Source organism: Aureimonas ureilytica (genome assembly GCF_001475935.1).
In the GTDB taxonomy this organism is placed as follows: domain Bacteria; phylum Pseudomonadota; class Alphaproteobacteria; order Rhizobiales; family Rhizobiaceae; genus Aureimonas; species Aureimonas ureilytica_A.
Map to the genome: position 1 here is coordinate 15,329 of NZ_LDQA01000012.1, position 20,095 is coordinate 35,423.

The 20,095-nt window shown below is 65.5% G+C and carries 18 protein-coding genes; 8 read left to right on the forward strand and 10 right to left on the reverse strand.

Annotated features, from left to right (window positions below; genetic code table 11):
- Positions 1–117: 117 nt before the first annotated feature.
- Positions 118–1,038, forward strand: coding sequence for a mechanosensitive ion channel family protein (locus tag NS365_RS04845; RefSeq protein ID WP_058599158.1), 921 nt, complete (start codon positions 118–120; stop codon positions 1,036–1,038).
- A 128-nt stretch (positions 1,039–1,166) separates the two neighbouring features.
- Here the strand turns inward: NS365_RS04845 and NS365_RS04850 are convergent, their stop codons facing one another.
- Positions 1,167–2,555, reverse strand: coding sequence for a cytochrome P450 (locus NS365_RS04850; protein ID WP_153003657.1), 1,389 nt, complete (start codon positions 2,553–2,555; stop codon positions 1,167–1,169).
- 226 nt (positions 2,556–2,781) lie between these two features.
- Between NS365_RS04850 and gyrB the strand changes: the two genes are divergently transcribed.
- Positions 2,782–5,232, forward strand: a complete 2,451-nt coding sequence (gene gyrB, locus NS365_RS04855) for a DNA topoisomerase (ATP-hydrolyzing) subunit B (protein WP_058599159.1) — start codon at positions 2,782–2,784, stop codon at positions 5,230–5,232.
- Positions 5,233–5,644: 412 nt separating this feature from the next.
- Here gyrB and NS365_RS04860 read toward each other — a convergent pair whose 3' ends face one another.
- Positions 5,645–6,856, reverse strand: coding sequence for a pentapeptide repeat-containing protein (locus NS365_RS04860; protein ID WP_193753389.1), 1,212 nt, complete (start codon positions 6,854–6,856; stop codon positions 5,645–5,647).
- Between the two features lie 773 nt (positions 6,857–7,629).
- Here NS365_RS04860 and NS365_RS04865 point away from each other — a divergent pair.
- The 3 genes from NS365_RS04865 (at position 7,630) to NS365_RS04880 (ending at position 9,786) form a co-directional block, all read left to right on the forward strand.
- Positions 7,630–8,175 carry a hypothetical protein gene (locus NS365_RS04865; RefSeq protein ID WP_153003659.1) on the forward strand — a complete coding sequence of 182 codons (546 nt, stop codon included), beginning with the start codon at positions 7,630–7,632 and terminating at the stop codon, positions 8,173–8,175.
- A 314-nt stretch (positions 8,176–8,489) separates the two neighbouring features.
- Entirely contained in the window at positions 8,490–8,741 is a 252-nt protein-coding gene (locus tag NS365_RS04870) for a hypothetical protein (RefSeq protein WP_058599161.1), read from the forward strand.
- Between the two features lie 430 nt (positions 8,742–9,171).
- Positions 9,172–9,786, forward strand: a complete 615-nt coding sequence (locus NS365_RS04880) for a hypothetical protein (RefSeq protein ID WP_058599163.1) — start codon at positions 9,172–9,174, stop codon at positions 9,784–9,786.
- 746 nt (positions 9,787–10,532) lie between these two features.
- Here the strand turns inward: NS365_RS04880 and NS365_RS24915 are convergent.
- A complete protein-coding gene (locus NS365_RS24915) occupies positions 10,533–10,754 on the reverse strand; it encodes a DUF1330 domain-containing protein (RefSeq protein ID WP_343286834.1) in 222 nt (73 codons plus the stop codon).
- 205 nt (positions 10,755–10,959) lie between these two features.
- Here NS365_RS24915 and NS365_RS04890 point away from each other — a divergent pair, with 205 nt between their 5' ends.
- The 3 genes from NS365_RS04890 to NS365_RS04900 all read left to right on the forward strand — a co-directional run bounded on the left by NS365_RS04890 (position 10,960) and on the right by NS365_RS04900 (position 12,536).
- Positions 10,960–11,430 carry a hypothetical protein gene (locus NS365_RS04890; protein WP_058599164.1) on the forward strand — a complete coding sequence of 157 codons (471 nt, stop codon included), beginning with the start codon at positions 10,960–10,962 and terminating at the stop codon, positions 11,428–11,430.
- Positions 11,431–11,601: 171 nt separating this feature from the next.
- Positions 11,602–11,937 (forward strand): hypothetical protein, encoded by a 336-nt coding sequence (locus tag NS365_RS04895; protein WP_058599165.1) that lies wholly within the window; start codon positions 11,602–11,604, stop codon positions 11,935–11,937.
- A gap of 167 nt (positions 11,938–12,104) precedes the next feature.
- A complete protein-coding gene (locus NS365_RS04900; RefSeq protein ID WP_058599166.1) occupies positions 12,105–12,536 on the forward strand; it encodes a GFA family protein in 432 nt (143 codons plus the stop codon).
- Between the two features lie 804 nt (positions 12,537–13,340).
- Here NS365_RS04900 and NS365_RS04905 read toward each other — a convergent pair.
- The 7 genes from NS365_RS04905 to NS365_RS04935 all read right to left on the reverse strand — a co-directional run bounded on the left by NS365_RS04905 (position 13,341) and on the right by NS365_RS04935 (position 19,798).
- Positions 13,341–13,733: a VOC family protein gene (locus tag NS365_RS04905; protein ID WP_058599167.1), complete on the reverse strand. Its 393-nt coding sequence runs from the start codon at positions 13,731–13,733 to the stop codon at positions 13,341–13,343.
- A 6-nt stretch (positions 13,734–13,739) separates the two neighbouring features.
- A complete protein-coding gene (panB, locus tag NS365_RS04910; RefSeq protein WP_058599168.1) occupies positions 13,740–14,558 on the reverse strand; it encodes a 3-methyl-2-oxobutanoate hydroxymethyltransferase in 819 nt (272 codons plus the stop codon).
- Positions 14,555–15,424 (reverse strand): pantoate--beta-alanine ligase, encoded by an 870-nt coding sequence (gene panC, locus NS365_RS04915; protein ID WP_058599169.1) that lies wholly within the window; start codon positions 15,422–15,424, stop codon positions 14,555–14,557. Before panC ends, panB begins: the two co-directional genes overlap by 4 nt.
- Positions 15,425–15,523: 99 nt before the next feature.
- The gene (locus NS365_RS04920; protein WP_058599170.1) at positions 15,524–16,831 is read right to left on the reverse strand and encodes an ABC transporter permease; all 1,308 of its coding nucleotides are present in this window, start codon (positions 16,829–16,831) and stop codon (positions 15,524–15,526) included.
- A 4-nt stretch (positions 16,832–16,835) separates the two neighbouring features.
- Positions 16,836–17,507: an ABC transporter ATP-binding protein gene (locus tag NS365_RS04925; protein WP_058599171.1), complete on the reverse strand. Its 672-nt coding sequence runs from the start codon at positions 17,505–17,507 to the stop codon at positions 16,836–16,838.
- Between the two features lie 5 nt (positions 17,508–17,512).
- Positions 17,513–17,977 (reverse strand): hypothetical protein, encoded by a 465-nt coding sequence (locus tag NS365_RS04930; RefSeq protein ID WP_058599172.1) that lies wholly within the window; start codon positions 17,975–17,977, stop codon positions 17,513–17,515.
- Positions 17,978–18,055: 78 nt separating this feature from the next.
- Positions 18,056–19,798 carry an alkaline phosphatase gene (locus tag NS365_RS04935; RefSeq protein WP_058599173.1) on the reverse strand — a complete coding sequence of 581 codons (1,743 nt, stop codon included), beginning with the start codon at positions 19,796–19,798 and terminating at the stop codon, positions 18,056–18,058.
- Positions 19,799–20,095: the final 297 nt, after the last annotated feature.

Consider the following 20,095-nt stretch of genomic DNA (forward strand, 5'->3'; position numbering starts at 1 on the left):
TCTTTCGGGCCGCCTGTCCTTTCTTGGGAAGGACTCGCGCGGCGTCCTCCCTTCATCGGGTCATGCTCATGGATCGGGCGCGCCGCATCCCTCGCGACCGCCAACCGCAAGGCCCCCATGCCGCTTCAAGATACGATCGAATCCTCGCAGACCTTCCTGCGCACACTCGCCGCCCAGGCCGCGACCTTCCTGCCCAATCTTCTCGTCGCCATCCTCGTCATGGTGATCGGCTTCTTCATCGCGGGCCGGTTGGCGGCGCTGGTGGGCCGGGCCTTCGGCCTGTCGCGCATCGACGAGACCGTGCGCGGGCCGCTGGTGGCCATGGTGCGCTATGTCGTGATCGTCATGGCGCTGATCATCGCGCTCGGGCAGATCGGCGTGCAGATGACCTCGCTGCTCGCCGTGCTCGGCGCCGCCGGCCTCGCCGTCGGTCTTGCCTTGCAAGGCACGCTCACCAATATCGCGGCCGGCATCATGCTGCTTTGGCTGCGCCCGTTCCGCGTCGGCGACTATATCGAGACGCAGAATTTCGCCGGAAGGGTGCATGAGATCGGCCTGTTCACCTGCCATCTGGAAACCTTCGACGGGCTCTTCGTCTTCGCGCCCAATTCCACGCTCTGGAACGTCTGGATGCGCAATCACTCGCGCGCGGCCTCCCGGCTTCTGGCGTGGCAAATCACGGTTCCGCGTCAGGTGCCTTTCGAGGCCGCGCATGAGGCGCTGATCTCTGCTTGGCCCCAAAGCGCGGGCGAGGAGCAATTGTCCGAACCCGTCGCCTTTCTGGACCAACTGACGGCGGATACGCAGGTCATCGTGTTTCGTGGTGTCGTGAAGGAAGGCGCGACCACGGAGGCGCAGCGCCGCACGGCACAGGCGATCCGGCGCATCTTCCTCGAGCGCTTCGGCGCCGACGGCGAGCCGCGCGCTATCCAGCGCATCGTGCCGGGCGACAGCGACCCGTCGCGCTATCTCGGCGCGGACGACGCGCCGGAAGCCAACCGGACGCTGGTCAACGACAGGCCCGAATCCGTCCAGTGAACCGACGTTCACCCGCCGAATTCGGGCGCTTCATTTTCCGCATTGTCCGACGCCGAAGCGATTCCGCTTCGGCTGGAAATGCTCTGGACGCGCCGAGCCAGAGCGTCGCCACGGCACCCTGACGGGCCTCAATCCGCGCGGCGGGACACGCGCATCGGCAATCCGCCGCGCGGCTGCACCGTGATCTTCTGCACGGGATGGGGCGCGCGGGTTCCGGCATAGTCGAAGCGCAGATAGCGCATGAGGCTCGCCAGCGCGATCACGCCCTCCTGCATGGCGAAGGACGCGCCGATGCACACGCGCGGGCCGACGCCGAAGGGAAGATGTTGATAGCGGTCGAGCTTGGCCCGGTTCTCCGGCAGGAACCGGTCGGGCAGGAAATGACCCGGCCGCTCCCACAGACGCTCGTGCCGGTGGACCAGCCAGGGCATGACCAGAACCGAAGCTCCGGCCGGCACGTCGAGATCGCCCACCCGGTCGTCCTCCAGGGCCATGCGGTTCAGCGAGGGAGCGGGTGGGTAGAGGCGCATCGCCTCCTCGAAGGCGGCGCGCGTCTGCGGCAGGGCCTCCAGCCAGTCGAGCGGATTGGGCAGGCCGGGCAGGAGCGTGTCCAACTCGCGCTCCACCTTCTCGCGTTCGGCGGGGGCTTGCGACAGAAGATAGAGCGTCCAGCCGAGCGCGCGGGCGGTGGTCTCGTGTCCCGCGCCGCTGAAGGTGATGAGATTGTCCTCGACCTCGGAGGGCGTCAGCCCCTCGCATTCGAGAAGCAAGGTCAGGAGATCGCGCGGCGCGCTGCCGGGATCGCTCGCCATCTGCCGGCGGCGGCGCTCGGCCGTGTCGAAAATGAGCTTGCGGAAATAAACCGCCGCCGAGCGTCCGCGCCAATGGCCGATGCGCGGCAGGAAGCTCGGCGCATCCAGAATATCCAGCGGATCGACCCGGCCCATATGTGCCATGAAGACGTCCATGGCGCGGGCGAATTCGGTCGGCTCTCCGGTGATGTCGTCGGAAAACAGCGTCGCCTGAAGGATGTCGTAGGTCAGGAGCGTCATCTCGTGCGAGATGTCGAGAACGCCCTCCGAGCGCCCCGCCAGCCCATCGGCAAAGCTCTGCGAGCGGTCGGCCATGACGCGGGCGAGACCCGCCACGTTGCGCGGGGCGAAGACCGGGGCCATGGCCTTGCGCGTGCGCTTCCACAGATCGCCCTCGGCCGTCAGCAGCCCGTCGCGCAGGAGCGGCTTCAGGACACGCTGGCGCAGCGGCTGCATGACGTAATTGGCGGCATTCTCCACCAGCGTACGGCGGATGAGCGTGGGATCGTTGACGACGATGGTGGGCGTCTTCAGCCAGTCGTTGCGCAGCACCGGCTCGCGAAAGGCGCTCTCTCCCCAGAGCTCGATCGGGTTGCGCGAGGCCGTCAGCAGGAAGGCGAAGAAGCCGAGCGGCTTGTCGTGCGGGCGCGGGGCGGGGGCCAGAAACGGGGCCGTATCGCTCATCAGGGACGACAGGTCGCTCATCAACGTCTCTCCTGCGCGGCGACGCCAAGCGGCGTCGATGGCGTCCTGTCGATATGGGAAAGCGATCATGGCGACGAAAGGGCCACCGAACCAAGGCGCGTTTCTCTCCCTTGGCCGTCCAAAGCCCGTAAAGCTTGGATTGCGATGCAAAAACTTCTATATGAAGGCGGTCGAACAGACGCGCCGAGCGGCTCCGCCGGTCGCGCCATGACCCGTTAGGAATGCCATGTCCGAAGCCCCCGAGACCACAGAAACCGCCAGCGCGGAATACGGCGCCGATTCCATCAAGGTGCTGAAGGGTCTCGACGCGGTTCGCAAGCGGCCGGGCATGTATATTGGCGATACGGACGACGGCTCGGGCCTGCATCACATGGTCTACGAGGTGGTGGACAACGCCATCGACGAGGCGCTGGCCGGCCATGCCACGCATGTCACCGTGACGCTGAACCCGGACGGCTCCTGCACCGTGACGGACAATGGGCGCGGCATCCCGACCGACATTCACACGGGCGAGGGCGTGTCGGCGGCCGAGGTCATCATGACCCAGCTCCATGCCGGCGGCAAGTTCGACCAGAATTCCTACAAGGTCTCGGGCGGCCTGCACGGCGTCGGCGTGTCCGTCGTCAACGCCTTGTCCGTGTGGCTGAAGATGAAGATCCGCCGCAAGGGCAAGATCCACGAGATGAGCTTCACCCACGGCGTGGCCGACGCGCCGCTGGAGGTGACGGGCGAGGCGGGCGACGAAACGGGCACCGCCATCACCTTCCTGCCCTCGACCGACACGTTCCGGGGCGTGACCACCTTCGACTACGGAACGCTGGAGCATCGCCTGCGCGAGCTCGCCTTCCTGAATTCGGGCGTGCGCATCATCCTGACCGACAAGCGCCATGCCGACGAGAAGCGCAGCGAACTGTTCTACGAAGGCGGCCTGGAGGCGTTCGTTCGCTATCTCGACCGAGCGCGCAAGCCCTTGCTCTCCGAACCGATCACGGTGAAGGCCGAGCGCGACGGGATCACCGTCGAGGCCGCGCTCTGGTGGAACGACAGCTATCAGGACAACGTCCTGTGCTTCACCAACAACATCCCGCAGCGCGACGGCGGCACGCATATGGCGGGCTTCCGTGGCGCCTTGACCCGGCAGGTCATCGGCTATGCCGAGTCGTCCGGCCAGCTCAAGAAGGAGAAGGTCCAGCCCACCGGCGACGACTGCCGCGAGGGGCTGACCTGCGTTCTCTCGGTCAAGGTGCCGGACCCGAAGTTCTCCTCGCAGACCAAGGGCAAGCTCGTCTCCTCCGAGGTGCGCCCCGTCGTCGAGGGTGCTATGAACGAGGCGCTGAACGCCTGGTTCGAGGAGCACCCGTCCGACGCGCGCACGGTCGTCGGCAAGATGGTTCAGGCGGCGGCGGCTCGCGAGGCGGCCCGCAAGGCGCGCGAGACCGTGCGCAAGGACGTGATGAGCGTCTCGACGCTGCCCGGCAAGCTCGCCGACTGCCAGGAGAAGGACCCGGCGAAGTCCGAGATCTTCATCGTTGAGGGCGATTCCGCTGGCGGCTCCGCCAAGGGTGCCCGCTCGCGCCAGAACCAGGCGATCCTGCCCCTCCGTGGCAAGATCCTGAATGTCGAGCGCGTGCGCTTCGATCGGATGATCTCGTCCGACCAGATCGGCACGCTGATCACCGCGCTCGGGACCGGCATCGGCACGTTCGAGGGCTCGACCTACGGGTTCGACGCCGACAAGCTGCGCTACCACAAGATCATCATCATGACGGACGCCGATGTCGACGGCGCCCATATCCGCACGCTTCTCCTCACCTTCTTCTTCCGGCAGATGCCGGAGCTGATCGAGCGCGGCTATGTCTATATCGCCCAGCCGCCGCTTTATAAGGTGACGCGCGGCAAGCAGAGCCAATATCTCAAGAACGAAAAGGCGATGGAGAACTACCTGATCGACACCGGCCTCGAAGATGCGATCCTGCATCTCGACGGCGGCGAGGCGCGATCGGGCCGGGATCTGCGCACCGTGGTGGAAGACGCGCTCGTCGTGCGCCAGCTCCTGTCGGGTCTCCATTCGCGCTATAGCCGTCAGATCGTGGAACAGGCGGCCGTCGCCGGCGCGCTCTCGCCCTCGGTCGCCGACAACCAGGGCGAGGCCGAGGTCATGGCTGACCGCATCGCTAAGGCGCTCGACACCGTGTCGGAAGAAACCGAGCGCGGCTGGATCGGCGAGTCCGACGGCATGGGCGGCTATCGCTTCCAGCGCACCGTGCGCGGCGTTCTCGACGTGCAGGCGCTCGACGCGGCGCTGATCCATTCGGCGGACGCCATCGCGCTGCATCGCCTCTCGGCGCGGCTGGCGGAGGTCTATCCGCTGGCGCCCGTCCTGAAGCGCAAGGAAACCGAGCGCGCCATTCTCGGGCCGCTCGATCTCGTGAACGCCGTGTTCGAGGTCGGCCGCAAGGGCCTGTCCACCCAGCGCTACAAGGGCCTTGGCGAGATGGACCCCGAGCAGCTCTGGGAAACCACGCTCGACCCCGAAGTGCGCTCGCTGCTCCAGGTCAAGATCAACGACGCGACGGATGCCGACCAGCTCTTCTCCCGTCTGATGGGCGACGAGGTGGAGCCGCGCCGCGAGTTCATCCAGGACAACGCGCTGCAAGTCGCCAATCTCGACATCTGACGGCGCGCATAGCGCGCCTGCAAGTGAATGCACTCCTGGCGCAAGTGATTGCGCTCAACCTGCAAGCCCTTAAGCTGACCAAAGGAGGCCGCCGGAGTTGATCCCGGCGGCTTTCTGCATCCATCCCGGATTTGTTCCGAGCGTCTTGGCTCCCCTCCAAAGCGATACTCTGGATATAACCAACTAGCTTTCGTCGCGAGTTTGATCCTCCCGAAGATGGGCCGCAACTTCGGTCTTTCTGATCTCGTCGACGGCAGGAGTTAGCTTTCGCCCAAAAGCGGACCAGCAGCTTTCGGCCCATTGCGTGCGTCTGAAAGGGGGTGCAGCCTAGGCTTGCTTCCTCAACCACGACGGACCCAGGCCCTCGCATTCGGTCGGGTTTGCGATCCCCTTCGTGCTCTGTGGCCACCGGTCAACGCCGAATGCGATTTCCCAGAATGTAGCCGAACAGTCCCATCAGGATGATACCGAGAGCGCCCTGCAGTCCGACCAGGATATTCGCGGTGCGCCCCACCACGGACATTCCGATTTCCGGCGGGTTGGAGGTCATCATGTTGAGCGCGCTGTAGCTGACGATGTCGATCAAACTGTGTGTCGCGGTCTCTTCTCCATGCGGAACGAGCCCACCCAAGAGACCGTACAGGGCGGCGAAAAGCGCGATCAGGATCAGGAAAGCCCGCAAGACCCGCGACATGCTCTCTCCGTAGTCGCAGAGCCATTCCACGAACCGATCCGAGGCCCAGGCATAGGTATGAAGCAGGGCTGGGCCCCAGTCTTTCCGGTGCGTCGCTTCGCGCGCCTTGGTCCAGGAACTCAGGCAGCCCATCTTGCGACCCTTCTTGTAAGCCCAACCGGCCTCCGCCTTGGCTCCGATGCTGGTGAAATTGGCCTCCAGCACGCTGTAGCTCCCGCGCGCGCCGTCATAGTTTCGGTCGATTTCCTCGCCTACGGCACCATCGAGCTGCTCGACCCGGAGCCGGCATCCTTCGACCCATGCGCCGTTGAAGCGGGCGTGCCTGAGGTTGGAATTCGACAGGTCGAGACGAATGAGCCGCGTTTCGGAAAGATCGGCCCCTTCGAAATCCGTGCCGCTGAGCGTGGCGCCTGCGAAGTTCGATCCGCGCAATCTCGATCCGCGCAGCTTCGTTCCTTTGAGGCTGGCTCCTTCGAAGTCCGAAAAGGTCAGATTGACGTCCGACAGGTTCGCCTCGTCGAGGCGGGCCTTGCGAAATACGGTGCGGTCGGCATCGGCCCCCGTGAAGTCTGCTCCCCACGCGTCGGCCGCTTCGAAATCGGTCCCGTCCAGAAGCGCTGCCTGAAACCGGGCAAAGCGCAAATGGGCGGATGTGAACCGTGCATCCTCGAGCATCGCCCCCTGGAACGAGGCTTGGCCTGCAACCGCAGCGTTGAACGAGGCTCCACTGAAGTCCCCGTTCTTGAAGCTGGCTTCTTCGATCAGCGCACCGTCCAGCCGCATCCCGCGTCCGACGCCCTTCGTCAGATCGGCGCGTTTCAGATTGGCGCCGGAAAGATCCGCATCCGTAAGGGAGAAGCCCGACAGCACGGCCTCGCTGAGATTCAGCCTTCGCCCTTGGGCGTCCCACCAGACAGCGGGGGCGTCCATGCTTGCAAGTGCGCGAGCGAGCGAAGGGCCATCGGCCCGCGTGCTGCGCAGAGCGACCGTCGCAGGCATCGGATACCGATCCAGACCTCGATCCGCAGCCAGCCAAGCCAAGAAGGCGTCCAAACGCTGCTGAGCATCAGAGCGATCGTCCGGCGAACTTCCAGATTCTGGCGTTTGAGTGCCGATGGCGCTCCGTTGTGCCATCGAGCTTTCCATAATCATGCGCCTTGAAACCCATCACTGAACCGTGATGGGACAGAGGTCAGGGCGTGCGGTTTTCAAGTCACGGCACGCGAAGCAGAGCGACCGGTTCGTTTGGCGGGAAGCAGAGCGTTCCGAACGGGTCGACAGCGTAAGAGCCATTCCTGCGCGATCTCGCCCGAAAGATGACGGGCCGCTTTCGGCTCCAACCGTGCTGACCGTTTGCACCGCTGGCTCACATCGATAACGGCGTCGGACCGAAAATCCTCTTTCACAGGGATACGTCATGGCTTCGCTCGAGCCTGCCGCGGGCCGCTGATACCGGACCCTCACCGGAAACCCTGGCCTTCGACGTTGTTTCCTTGACCGGCTCCAGATCTGTGGAGGCGATCCATCGGAGAGGCGCGCCCGAACTCGGTCACCGCGTGGGGAGGTGGGCATCATTCCCGACGTGGCGAACCTGCTGCGTGACCAGGACAACCACATGAACCGAAGCTGAACTGACCGGTTCAGCGTGCTGTGTGCCGACCGGGCCTAAGACCGTCATCACCGAAACCCAAAGGATGATGACGATGACCGACGATCTTCACGACACGACCGATCAGGCTCACGCCGAAGCGTCGCACGTATCCTCATCGCAGGCGCACCGATCGCGGCCGTCCCGACGAAACGCTCTTCTGGGCGCGGGCGCCCTGGGCATCCTGGCGCTCGGCTTTGCCGGCGGCGCGGCCGCCTGGAGCGCGAGCCAGCACCCCGAGGTCACATTCGACACCAGCCTTGCGACCACGCCGATCAGCCAACTCTCGAACGCGTCCTCGGTCGGCATCGCCGGACAGGTCGCCGGGGTCTACGGCAACAAGTTCGTCCTGAGCGACGGCACCGCGAAAGCTCTGGTGGAAACTGGGCGTGCGGGGGAAGGAGGAAAGCTCGTTGCCGCGGGCGAGACGGTGACGGTTCAAGGCCGTTTCCGCGATGGGTTCCTCCATGCGAGCGCCATCCAGCATGCCGATCAGCGGATCGACGAGCTCGATCCGCCCCCGCCGCCTCATCGCGCGCCCGGCCATGGCCTCCGCGATGCCGGGCCAGCCGGCCCGGACGCTGCCCCCGACGCGAACTGAGCGTCGCGCAGCGAGGCCGCCCCTTCTCATCCAAATGTCCGGCGAGACCGCCGGATCGATCGCAGGCCCCTTCGATGTCCATCTCTTCGGGCATCGCGGCTCGAGCTCCATCCGCAAGGCGCCGGATCGGGCATTTCGTTCAAGGACAGAACCCTATGATCAAGTCAGCTCTGCTCGCAACGGCGCTTGCCGTCGGGCTTACCTCATTCGCGTCGGCGCAGACGGCTCCCAAGCCGAACGCTCCTCCGCCCCCGCCATTGGCCGCAGCGGCGATGCCGGGACCGGGAGGGGACGCCCGTCCCACGCCCGGCGACATGCCGCCACCGCCCCCGCCGGGCGAAGCGCCGCGGCCGGGCGACCATCGCGGGCCGCCGCCACCCCCGCCGATGGGCAAGGGCGTCGAGATCCGGCTCGGCCGTGACGCCGGCATCCGCGTCACCTGCGGCGACGAGCCGATGGCGGCCTGCCTGGCGGCCGCCAAGCCGCTCACCGACCGCATCCCCGACATGAGCGTGCCGCCCGCGCCGCCCGCGCCTCTCGGCGCGCCGATACCTCCGGCGAACTGAGAGCCCAATGGCCCGGCGGCGGGTCACCGCCACCGGGTCTTTATTGCCGAGCTTTGATTGAGACATAGGCATGCCCGGACGATCTGGCTTCGCGCCGAACAGCCGTCCCGTGCGTGACGGCGCGAAGCCTGTCCCTCCGTCTCGCCCAACATCGGAACGGCTATCGCCCCCGGGCTCCCCGCCTCCCATGACGCGGATGGCGGTCGGTCAGCGTCATGGACGTCAGGACGCACAGGTGCGTTTCGATCCGTGGCGGCATCATCGAGCCGGCGTCCGATCGTCGGGCCGCGATCGCAGCCGCCCGATGTGTCGCCGACGAGGACGCTTGCGGGATTTCGCAACGCTTCGCCACGAAACCAACGCGAAGGCAGAAGCTTATGGATGAAAACCTGGTCGCGATTTGATCGCGCCTCAACCAACGGAGTGCCCCATGCGCCTGTCCCGTTCCATGAGTCTTGTCGTCGGTTCGCTGCTTCTCGCAACCTCATGGGCACAAGCCCAGGACGGACAGCCGGCACGCGTGCGCGGAACGATCGCGGCCGTCGAGGGCCAGACCCTGTCCGTGACCTCGCGTGAGGGGCCTGTGGTGAAGATCCAGATGGCACCGAATGTCGGCCTGCGCGGTATCAAGACGGCCGCAGCGAGTGACATCAAGCCGGGAGATTATGTCGGGGTCGCCTCCGCCCCCGCATCCGGCAGCCAGCCTGCGGGGGCGTTGGAAGTCCTGATCTTTCCTGCAGCGATGAAGGGCGCCAACGAGGGCAGCTTCCCGTGGGATCTGCAACCCAATTCCACGATGACCAATGCCACGGTTTCCAACGCGGTGGAGAACGTATCGGGCCGCCAGTTGACCCTGACCTATCCCACCGGCTCCAAGACGGTTTCGCTCCCGACCAACATACCCGTCGTAACCTTCGCCGATGCGAGCGCAGCCGATCTGAAGCCTGGCGCGCCGGTCTTCGTACCCGCCACGAAGGCACCCGACGGTACGCTGTCCACCGCCTTCGTGGTGGTGGGAAACCAGGGCGTCGTTCCCCCCATGTGACCGCCTGGCCATGCTGGGTTGATCCGATCCGAGGCGCTATGCAGCCTCGGATCGACCGCTGACGTCACGCCCTGTGGCGAGAGAGTTTCGGGAACACCCCCTGGAACCACGAAGAGATTCACGTCGGCATGGCGGGGTGGTCCTCTGGTGGCAGGTCCGCACAACCCAGATCCCTGAACCTCCGCTTTTCTGCCTTGCGGCTGAAAAGCGGACCTTCAACGTTCGGTCCTTTCAGAATCGTCGTGTGCAGCCGAACCCGGTGGAAGAACGAAGGCGTCTACGCCAGGGAAACCGTCATTGGGATGGTGCCCCAACCGATCGTGGCTTGGCAGGACAGAGGTCCACGTTCCCTGCATCCACGATCTGGAACTGGACACCTCGACCCGATCACCCGAAGAGTCTGCCGCTCGTATCGAAGCTATCCGGGGAACTGGTCCGCAACACCCGACCGCCCGTGAACGCATCCTGGCGTCCCGCGACACATCAGGAACGTCCGCTGTCGAGAAAACCGGGATAGTATTTGAACGTCACGGACGGGTCGAAAGCGGTTGACCCACTTTCGGGCGTCCGTTTCGTGGCTTAGATCCGCTCGCCGGGGTGGTTTCCGGCTGGTCTGCTCCAAAACGATGAGCCAGCAGAGCCGACGCAGCCTGCCGGATGGTTCCCGATCCTCGACCGAGGTTCACTCCGTCCACAAGGATGAGGCTGCGAACGTGGGCTTGATCCCGCACTTCCAGGGCAGCGGCCTATTCCGGCGAGGCATACCACCTCCGCGCCGTTGCTGCGTCGGGGAACTCAACGACGACGATGGCGGGGTGCTGCGGTTCTCCTTCGAGGACGCTGATAGCTCCGCCACGGACAAGATGGCGGCCGCCGAAAGCTTCGATCGATGCGGCCGCGCGGGAGCGACAAGTCTCGAAGGCCGCAGCATCACGCACGGTGACATTGGAGATCGGATAGACAGGCATCAACGACCCTCGATCCCTGATGAAATCTACCTAACGAAACGTAGTCTTCCACCCCGATGCCGGTGGACTTCCAACGAACGACCGCTTCCAGGCGGTGCAGGTGGCCGCCTCTGCGGCCGCACGGGGCCGGTCTATGTCCGTATAGCAAGCGTTTGCAATCTGGTACGGTCGCGATCCCAGCCCGTGAAAAACGGCAGAGTCCGGCATGATCAAGCGCTACAGAATCCTGGCCGACTACCACCAGTTTTACCTGTGGGATCATGGGGAGAGCCCGGATGCGCCTACGGACTATACGGAAGCCGATACGGTTCTGCGCATCAAAGCCGCCCCATTCGTGGTCGTCGTTCAGCCCGAACGCAACATGGAGGTGCCGGTCACGGTCGAGATCAGGGACGAAGCGCCCGAGGTCGCTCTCGCTGCATGGGATCATGTCGCCGAAGCCAGCCTCGCCTTGCCGTCCGGCAAGCTCGAGATCCACGAATGCACCGGGGGATCGATCGACATATTGACGGTTCCGGCAGGCACCTACCGTGTCAGAGCCCATCACGGTGGGTTGAGAACGTTGAGCGACGACGGGCTCGATGGGAACGATCACTACCGGATCGTGCTGTGGCCTGCGCCTTTCGCAGACATCGCCGTGTTGAAGCAATATGTCGATCCGAGCGCCGGATCGTAAACCGCAGGCATCGCCTCCGGATGCCTAGGCCGGGTCCTCGACACATTGCTATGTGTTCGATCCCAGGCCTGATGGTGTGGTCCTTATGAATGCGTGAAGGGATCGATTGCTGCGGTTGCGTGAGCGAATGGAAGCATGCCAACTCCGCTCGATCCATCACGGGAGATACCCATGAATGACGATGTGAAAGCTCGCCTTTACGGACTTGGCAGCGTGGTGGCCGGGATTGCTATGTCATGGCCCACCATCTTCGACCGTTTGAGGCTCGCTCGGCAAGGCGCACCGGAGGTCAGCGTCTGGTCGATGGCTTCCTTCTTGGTCGGCCCCCTGATCGTTATGGGTCTCGTAATGATGCTGCTGGGAGCCAGAACGGAACCGCTCATGCGTGACGCCGAGCGGAAGCGTATGAGGCCTTTCGGAAACATCGTGGCGCTCGCCTGTGTTGTCGCGGGATTCGGGGGAATGCTCGGAACGAGCTATCTACTGCGCTCCTATGGGTATCAATGACACGGCCCTGTCCCTAAGGCGCGGCTGGGTGGCGTCGGGACTGTCGGCTTTGGAGTGCAGAGGCAGGCATCGACCCATTTGGCATCCGGTGATGTAGTCGATTTGAGCGCGTCCGAGTCGCTAGTTCGGATTGACGCTCCGCGTCATGATCCGAGAAGGTTGGAGTGATGGAACCCGAAGTGGGAGATCGACAAGGCGGCTGTCACTGTGGCGCGGTCCGCTTCCGCGTCAAACTGACAGACGGTCTGCGAACTGCACGGCGATGCACGTGTTCCTATTGCAGGATGCGCGGGGCGGTCGCGGTTTCCGCGAACCTGCACGATATCGAGATCACGCGAGGCACGGACGCCCTGACTCTCTACCAGTTCGGGACCAAGACCGCGAAGCACTACTTCTGCTCCGTTTGTGGGATTTATACCCACCATCAGCGTCGCTCGAAGCCAAACCAATACGGAATCAATGTCGCCTGTCTGGACGGCGTGAGCCCGTTCGACTTCGATGAGGTGCCCGTCAACGACGGCATACGGCATCCCACCGATGCATCGTCGGCGGGACCACGCATCGACGGGGTTCTGCGGTACGAACGCAATCCAGTCTAACATGGCGGCCCGAGGCCAGCGGTTCTGGTGACAGGCAGCTTTCGGCGGAGACGTAGGTAAGCGAGGAACCGCAAGGACGGGTCGATAGCGGTTGGATCGCTTCTAGGCGACCGCTTCGCCCGCGTCGATGGGCGGTCGGACTGGTGCCCGACCGTTCGGATCCTAGCGACATGCGATGGCGGACGCCTGTCAGCGCCTTTTCGCGGCGACATCCGATACGAGAAACCCAAACGATCGCGGCGCCAACCGCTGTCAGCCACGACCCGGCATAAGCGGGTGAGATGGCTTCGATCGCGAAAGTCAGGACCGGCAACGCTGCCGTGGTCACCATGACGGTGTAGGGATCGCAGCGTCCGATCCCGATCTGCAGCAGCAGGCGGAGCGGTGCCAGGACGCCAATAACGGACACGGCCAGCCGTGTCGCGGCAAGCCCGCTCGTCCACGCGAGCGACACATTACCACCCTGATCGCGAGGACCGGAGACCACCCTGATCGCGAGGACCGGAGAGACCGGCAGGATCAGGGAGAAGCGGTGCGCCATCACCCTTCCGAATCGCCAGCCTCGATTGAAGCCGCTCGTGATGCCGGAGTGATGGAAACAGCGCCGTCGCAGCGTTCAAGAGAAGAATCGGACCTCAAGCTGGCTCTTCAGCGCCCTTGCGCGATAGAGCTAGACAGAAGACCGCTGTCATCGCGAAGTTCAGGAATACGAAGAGCTTGGATGGGGCGGCTTAATCGGTCCCACTGATGGGTCCGGTCGGAAAGTTAGTTAGGGGTTGGTTGGTCCTGCCCCGGCCGCTCCCGTCAGTCTGCGTTCGGCTGGATCAGGTCCCAGCGATTGCCGAACGGGTCGCGAAACACGGCGACCGTACCATAGGACTCGCGGCGCGGCGCTTCCTCGAAGGGGACGCCGCGCGACAGCATCGCGGCGTGATCCCGCGCGAAATCGTCCGTTTCCAGAAACAGGAAGACGCGCCCGCCCGTCTGATCGCCGATCCGGGCGGCTTGGCGCGCGTCGGCGGCTTTCGCCAGCAGCAGGCCGCCCGCCGAGCCCTTGGGACGTACCACGACCCAGCGCTTGTCAGGCGAAAGGGCTCGGTCTTCCACGAGGTCGAAGCCGAGAACCCCGACATAGAAGTCAATCGCACTCTCGTAATCGGGCACCAGAAGCGCCGTCAGGGCGAGGGACTGGCGCAACCGGGGTCAGTCCTTCGGCTGATAGACATGGTCCGGGCCGGGGAAGCTGCGCTCGCGCACGGCCTCGGCATAGTCGCCGACCGCCTTGTCGATCGCCGCGCCGACCTCGCCGAAGCGGCGCACGAAGCGGGGTACGCGCGGGTTGAAGCCCAGCATGTCTTCCAGAACGAGGATCTGCCCGTCGCAGCGCGCCGAGGCGCCGATGCCGATGGTCGGCACCGACAGAGCGGCCGTGATGCGCTCGGCCAGCGGCTCCACCACGCCTTCCACGACCACGGCGAAGGCGCCGGCCTCCGCCACCGCGCGCGCGTCCGCCTCGATCCGCTCCCATTCGGCGCGCTCGCGCCCCTGCGTGCGGAAGCCGCCGAGCACCATGACCGATTGCGGCGTCAGCCCGATATGAGCCATCACGGGAATGCCGCGCGCGGCGAGAAAGCCGATCGTCTCGGCCATGCCCGCGCCGCCTTCAAGCTTCACGGCCGAGCAGCCGGTTTCCGACAGAACACGCGCGGCGCTGCGAAAGGCCGCCTGCGGGCTTTCCTCGTAGGTTCCGAAGGGCAGGTCCACCACGACCAAGGCTCGGGCCGAGCCGCGCATGACGCTTTGCCCGTGCAGGATCATCATGTCGAGCGTCGCGCCCAGCGTCGTGTCCATGCCGTGCTCGACCATGGCGAGGCTGTCGCCGACGAGAAGAATGTCGGCATGGGCATCCACCAGCCGCGCCGTCAGCGCGCTATAGGCCGTCAGCGCGACCAGCGGCGTGCCGCCCTTGCGCGCGCGGATATCGGGCACGCTGAGACGCTTGGTCTCGCTGCGCGCGCTCATGCGCCGGCTCCCGCGCCGGGGAGGGGCAGAACGCGCTGGTCGATCAGCAGCACCTGGCCGAAATGGGCCGTCACGAGAAGCACGGCGGGCCGGTCGGACAGGCGCTCCAGCGGCTCCAGCGTTTGCGCGTCGCACAGGTCGAGCGACTGGAGCCGGGCGCGGGGCTCGGCCTCAATCAGGGCGCGCGCTCCGGCCAGAAGCTGTGCGCCGTCGTGCTCGCCCGAGCGGGCCGCGCGTTCGGCTGCGTCGAGAGCGCGGGATATCACCACGGCCGCCGCGCGGTCCTCGGGCGTCAGCCGGGCGTTGCGCGAGGAAGCGGCGAGCCCGTCGGCCTCGCGCACGGTCGCAACGCCGATGATCTCAGTGCGGACGGACAGATCGCGCGCCATGCGGCGGATCACGGCGAGCTGCTGGAAGTCCTTCTCGCCGAAATAGGCGCGGTGCGGCTCTGCGATGTTGAAGAGCTTGGTGACCACGGTCGCGACGCCCCGGAAATGACCGGGCCGGTGCCGGCCGATCAGGACGTCCGACAGGCCCTCGACCTCGACATGGGTCCGGATCGGCTCGGGATAGATCTCCGCCACATCGGGAGCGAAAACGACGTCCACCCCATGCGCCCGGCAGAGGTCGAGATCGCGCGGCAGGTCGCGGGGATAGGTGGCCAAGTCCTCGTTCGGGCCGAACTGCGTCGGGTTCACGAAGATCGTCAGCACCACGATATCGTTTTCGCGCTTGGCCCGCTCGGCCAGGGCCATGTGGCCCTGATGCAGATAGCCCATGGTCGGAACGAGACCGACCGAGCGGCCGGCCGCGCGCTCGGTGTCGAGACGTTCGCGAAGCGCTGATATCGTGGATGTGAGCTGCAAGGGGGTGCCTCTCGTTGCGCCATGCCCGCTTGGCGCGGGCGCCCCCTCGTATCAAGTCGCCGGCCCGCAGGTACAGACCCAATCTCCACGAACCGACTCTTAGCCCCGCAGCGCCTCGGCCGGGGACTGGCGATAGGCCAAGCTGGCGGGAACGAACGTCACGAGCGCGACCGCGCCCAGAAGGAGGACAAGCGTCGTGAGATCGCCGGCGCGCAGTTCCACGGGAAGCGCGATGCCGCTGGCCCCGCCCGCGACCTGCGCGAGGACGCTGGCGGCCGCAAAGCCGAAGCCGAAGCCGAGAACGACGCCCGCGCCGACCATCGCGAAAATCTCGGCCCAGACGATGGCGAAGATCGACAGGCGCGGCGCCCCGAAGGCCCGGAGCGCGCCGATCTGCCGGCGTCGTTGCAGAACATGGACGATCACGACGAAGAGAATCGCCGCGCCGACCAGCGCCTGCGCGCCATAGGCGATGGCGGCCAGAACCGTGCGCGCGTCGCCGAGCGTCCCGTAAAGGCGCGTCAGAACTTCGGCCGGGAAGACCGCGAGCGTTCCGTCGTGCCGGTAGTTCTGGCGCAGCTTGTAGGCATCCGCGATGGTGCGCGGCTTCACCACGATGGCCGGAACGCCGGGCGCGTCCGGCCGGTCGAGCGCGGCGGGGTCGATGGGGCGACCCAGATCGACGCTGCGGCGGGCTTCCTCTGCCTGCTGATCGTAGTCCGCTGCCAGCACCGCGATGCCGACGCCGCCGCGCGCGGCCTCCTCGCCATGGGCGGTTTCGTCCGCTCCATGGTCCTTGCTTCCCGGTTCATGGCCATGCGCCAGCCAGACGGCCTCGATCGGCACGAGAATGGCCTTGTCCCAGGCGGTGCCGGTCGGCTTCATGCGCCCGACCACCTCGTAGGAAATGGCGCCATGGACATGGCCGCCTTCCGACAGGCGGCCATGCAGCGGCTTGAAGCGCGAGCCGATGGGGCGCGCGACGGCGGAGCCCACCACGGCGTCCTGCAATTTCTGGAAAGCCCGCCCTTCTGCCAGGCCACCGAGGCCGCCGACGACATCGCCGGTGGTGCCGACCACGGGATCGTCGCCGACGAAATCGCCGAATCCGACCGGCGCGGCATAGGCGACGCGCGGGTCGGCCCGCAGGGCTGCCAGCGTACGACCGGGCAGAAGGGGGAGGGGCGCGGGCTGGAGAAACACGGACGAGAGCACGAGCTGCGTTTCGCTGCCCGGTGCGCCGATCACCAGATCGAAGGCCGAGGCGGCGCGCGCGCTCCCGAGCCGGATGGCGCGCTCGCCGAGCGTGACGCAGGTGCCGAGCGCGCTGGCGAGCGCGATCAGAAGAACGACGGCGAGAACGCCCGCCCAGTGCCGCCGGAGATCGGCCCAGATGAAACCGAACATGGGATCAGTGCTCCGGCGCGAGTTGGCCATTGGCGAGCCGCAGGACGCGGCTCATGCGCGCCACGAGATGCGGGTCGTGCGTGGCGACGATCAGGGTGAAGCCGGTCTCGGCGCTGAGTTCGAGGAGAAGGTCGCCCACCGCCGCGCCGGATTCCGCGTCGAGGCTGGCGGTCGGCTCGTCGGCGATCAGGATGCCGGGCCGGCCGGCGAGCGCGCGGGCGATGGCGACGCGCTGCATCTGCCCGCGCGACAGCGTCTCGACCCGCTGCGCGGGGCGGCTGATACCGAAGCGGCCGAGCAGCCGCTCGCCTTCGGCTCTCGCCTCCGCCAGCGGCAGGGCGCGCGACAGACGATGGGGCAGGAGCACGTTGTCCATGGCCGAGAGACCGGGAAACAGATGGAAATCCTGCATCACGAGCCCGATCGAGGCCGCGCGCCAGCGGTCGCGTTTGGCCTCACCCAGCTTAGCGAGATCCGTCTCGCCCCAGCGCACCAGGCCCTGGCGCACCCGCTCCAGTCCGCTGACGGCGTTGATGAAGGTCGTCTTGCCCGAGCCCGACGCGCCTGTCAGCGCCACGCGCGCGCCGGCTGCCAGGTCGAGGACGGGAATGGCGAGCGCCGGCGCGTCGAGGCCGGGAAAGCGAATGTCGAGATCGCGAATGGAAAGCGCCGGCATGTCCGTCACACCGTCCGGAACCGGGCGTCGACGATGCGCACGAGGCTGACGAAGCCGGTTTCGGGGTCGGTCCAGGAGCCGATCTCGAAGCGGCCGGAGACGTCGATCACCTTGTTGGCCTGTTCGAAGGTCTGCGCTTCCTTCAGATAGACCACGACGATATTGGCCGGCCAGTCCGCGTCGGATGAGCAGAAGGGGCAGAGCGACATCGGAATTTCGGTGAGCACGAAGAACTTCGCCTCGGCCTTCAAGGGCGGGGCCATGAAGCCCTGCATCTCGACGCTCCGGCCGGTGAGCGCCTTGGCCTTGTCGGAAAAGGACAGGCCGAGCACGCTGATCTTGCCGTAGAGATCGTCGAAGCCGATCCGCTCGATCGCGGCCAGGGCTCTGCGCGGCGCGAGCGCGAGCGTGGCAAGGGCGGCGAGACCCGAGCCGATCAGGCGCCGGCGGGTCGGGGCGAAACTGGCCATGGGCAAGCCTCCTCCAAATGGCGACAGGTCCCGGCGCAAGAGGCGCCGGGACCCGAGATGGCGGTTCAGAACGAGCGATCAGTTCTTCTGCGGGGCGAGCGCGAAGGCGTCGGCCAGAACGCGGTAGATGTCGCTTTCTTCCATGTAGCCCTTGAACTCGTCGGCGCCTGGGCCGGCGGCCTGAAGCACGACGTCGTCCACGGCGTGGACGGCCGTGTCGGCCGAACGCGGCAGGTTGCCTTCGCGGAAGACCGCGCCCGGGACGTTCTTATAGGCCTCGTTGGCCACATAGTCCTTCTTCTCGTTCTGGACGGCGGGCTCGAACGGGCCGTCCATCTTCGGGCGGAAGGTCTCGTAATAGTCGGGGAAGTCGGCGGCGAAGATGGCGAGGCGGCGCGACACGTCCACCTTGTCGGGATAGCCGTCGCCGTCCTTGTCCTCGTAGTTCGGGAAGCCGGCATCGGCGTAGACGCCGACCTTCTCGCGCATCTCCGTGCCCGGCTTGTCGTCGTCGATCGTGCCGATGATCGAGATGCCGTGCGTATGGTCGGCGGTGGTGACGATCAGCGTGTCGGGATGGGTCTTCTGGAACTCACGCGCGACGCCGACGGCCTTATCGAACTCGATCGTGTCGATCATCGAGCGCTCGAAATCCATCGGATGCGAGGCCTTGTCGATGCAGGAGCCCTCGACCATCAGGAAGAAGCCGTCCGGGTTCTTCGAGAGCTTGTCGAGCGCGACTTGCGTCATCTCCACGAGGCCCGGCTGGTTCGGGAACTTCGACACGGTGCCCTTCTTCAGGAAGCCGCGGTCGAGCATGAAGTCCATGTTGCCGGTGTGGAACAGGCCGAGAAGCTTATCCTGATTGGAGCCCTTGGCCGCCTCCAGCTCACCCTTGTCGGTCGCCAGCGCGTAGCCTGCGTCCTGGAACATTTGGATGTAGTTCTTGTCGTCCTTGCGCTTGGAGCCCGGGGTGGACTGCGGCAGGAAATAGGCCGAGCCGCCGCCGAGCAGCACGTCTGGCTTCACCTTGAAGATCATGTCCACGATCTCGGGCTTGTCGGCGCGCTTGCGCGTGTGGGCCACCACGGCGGCGGGCGTGGCGTCCTCCAGCTCGGAGGTGACGACGATGCCGACCGACTTCTTGGTGGTGCGGCGCAGCGCCTCGGCGATGGTCTCGACCTTCGGATCGTCGAAGGAATTCTTGGTGCGGTCGGCATAGACGCCGAGCGCGTTGATCGCCGTCTTGTGGCCGGTCATGTAGGCCGACATCGTGTTGGCGCTATCGGTGGCGACCGAATTGGTGGACGAGGTGCCGACGAAGGCCATGTGGTCGAGATCGTCCATGGCGAGGCGACCGTTCGCCTTGCCCTCGGTCATGCCCTTGGACATGATGCGCGCGCCGGTGCGGTTGGCGACCGTCATGCCGTCGCCCAGCAGGAAGATGATGTTCTTGGCCTTGGCGATGGCGGGCGTGCCGAACACGTCCCAGGTCACGCTCTGGGTTTCGTCGCCGGCCTTGGCTTCGACCTTGTAGCTGCCGGGCGCCAGGATGTGGCCGCCCTGGATGCGCACGGCGGAAGCCTCGACGCCGTCTTCCTTTTCGATGAACTCGACCGGCTGGCCCAGAACCTCGGCGGCGGGCTTGCCGTTGATCGTGACGGTGACGTCACCGGGCTTCACGACGCCCTTGAACTCGACCTTCATATCGAAGGGGGAGCCGGCGAGGATGGTCGCGCGGTCGAGCGGCATCACGGTGGCAGCCTGGGCCGCGAGGGGAAGCGCGCTGGACAAGGCGAGCAGGGCAAGAAGACGACGCATCGAAGGCCTCCTGTGAGGTGGGATCGGATGCGCAATAGGACCTCTGCGTAACACTCTCGTGACGAGCCAGAGTATAACCCCCAGCTGATCTGTAATGTTATATTATTACAATTCGGAATGTGGAAGCCATTCTGGTCGACTTCAAGTTTGCGGCAGTATTTACTTTTCCGTAATCTGTATTAAGCACCTATGATGCGGATACTTCTGCTATACTTGCACCGAGATATTTGGTTATTAAAATCAAAAGATTGCGGAACGTCGCTAAATCCCCTCTAAGTTGTAAGATTCGGAAGTAAA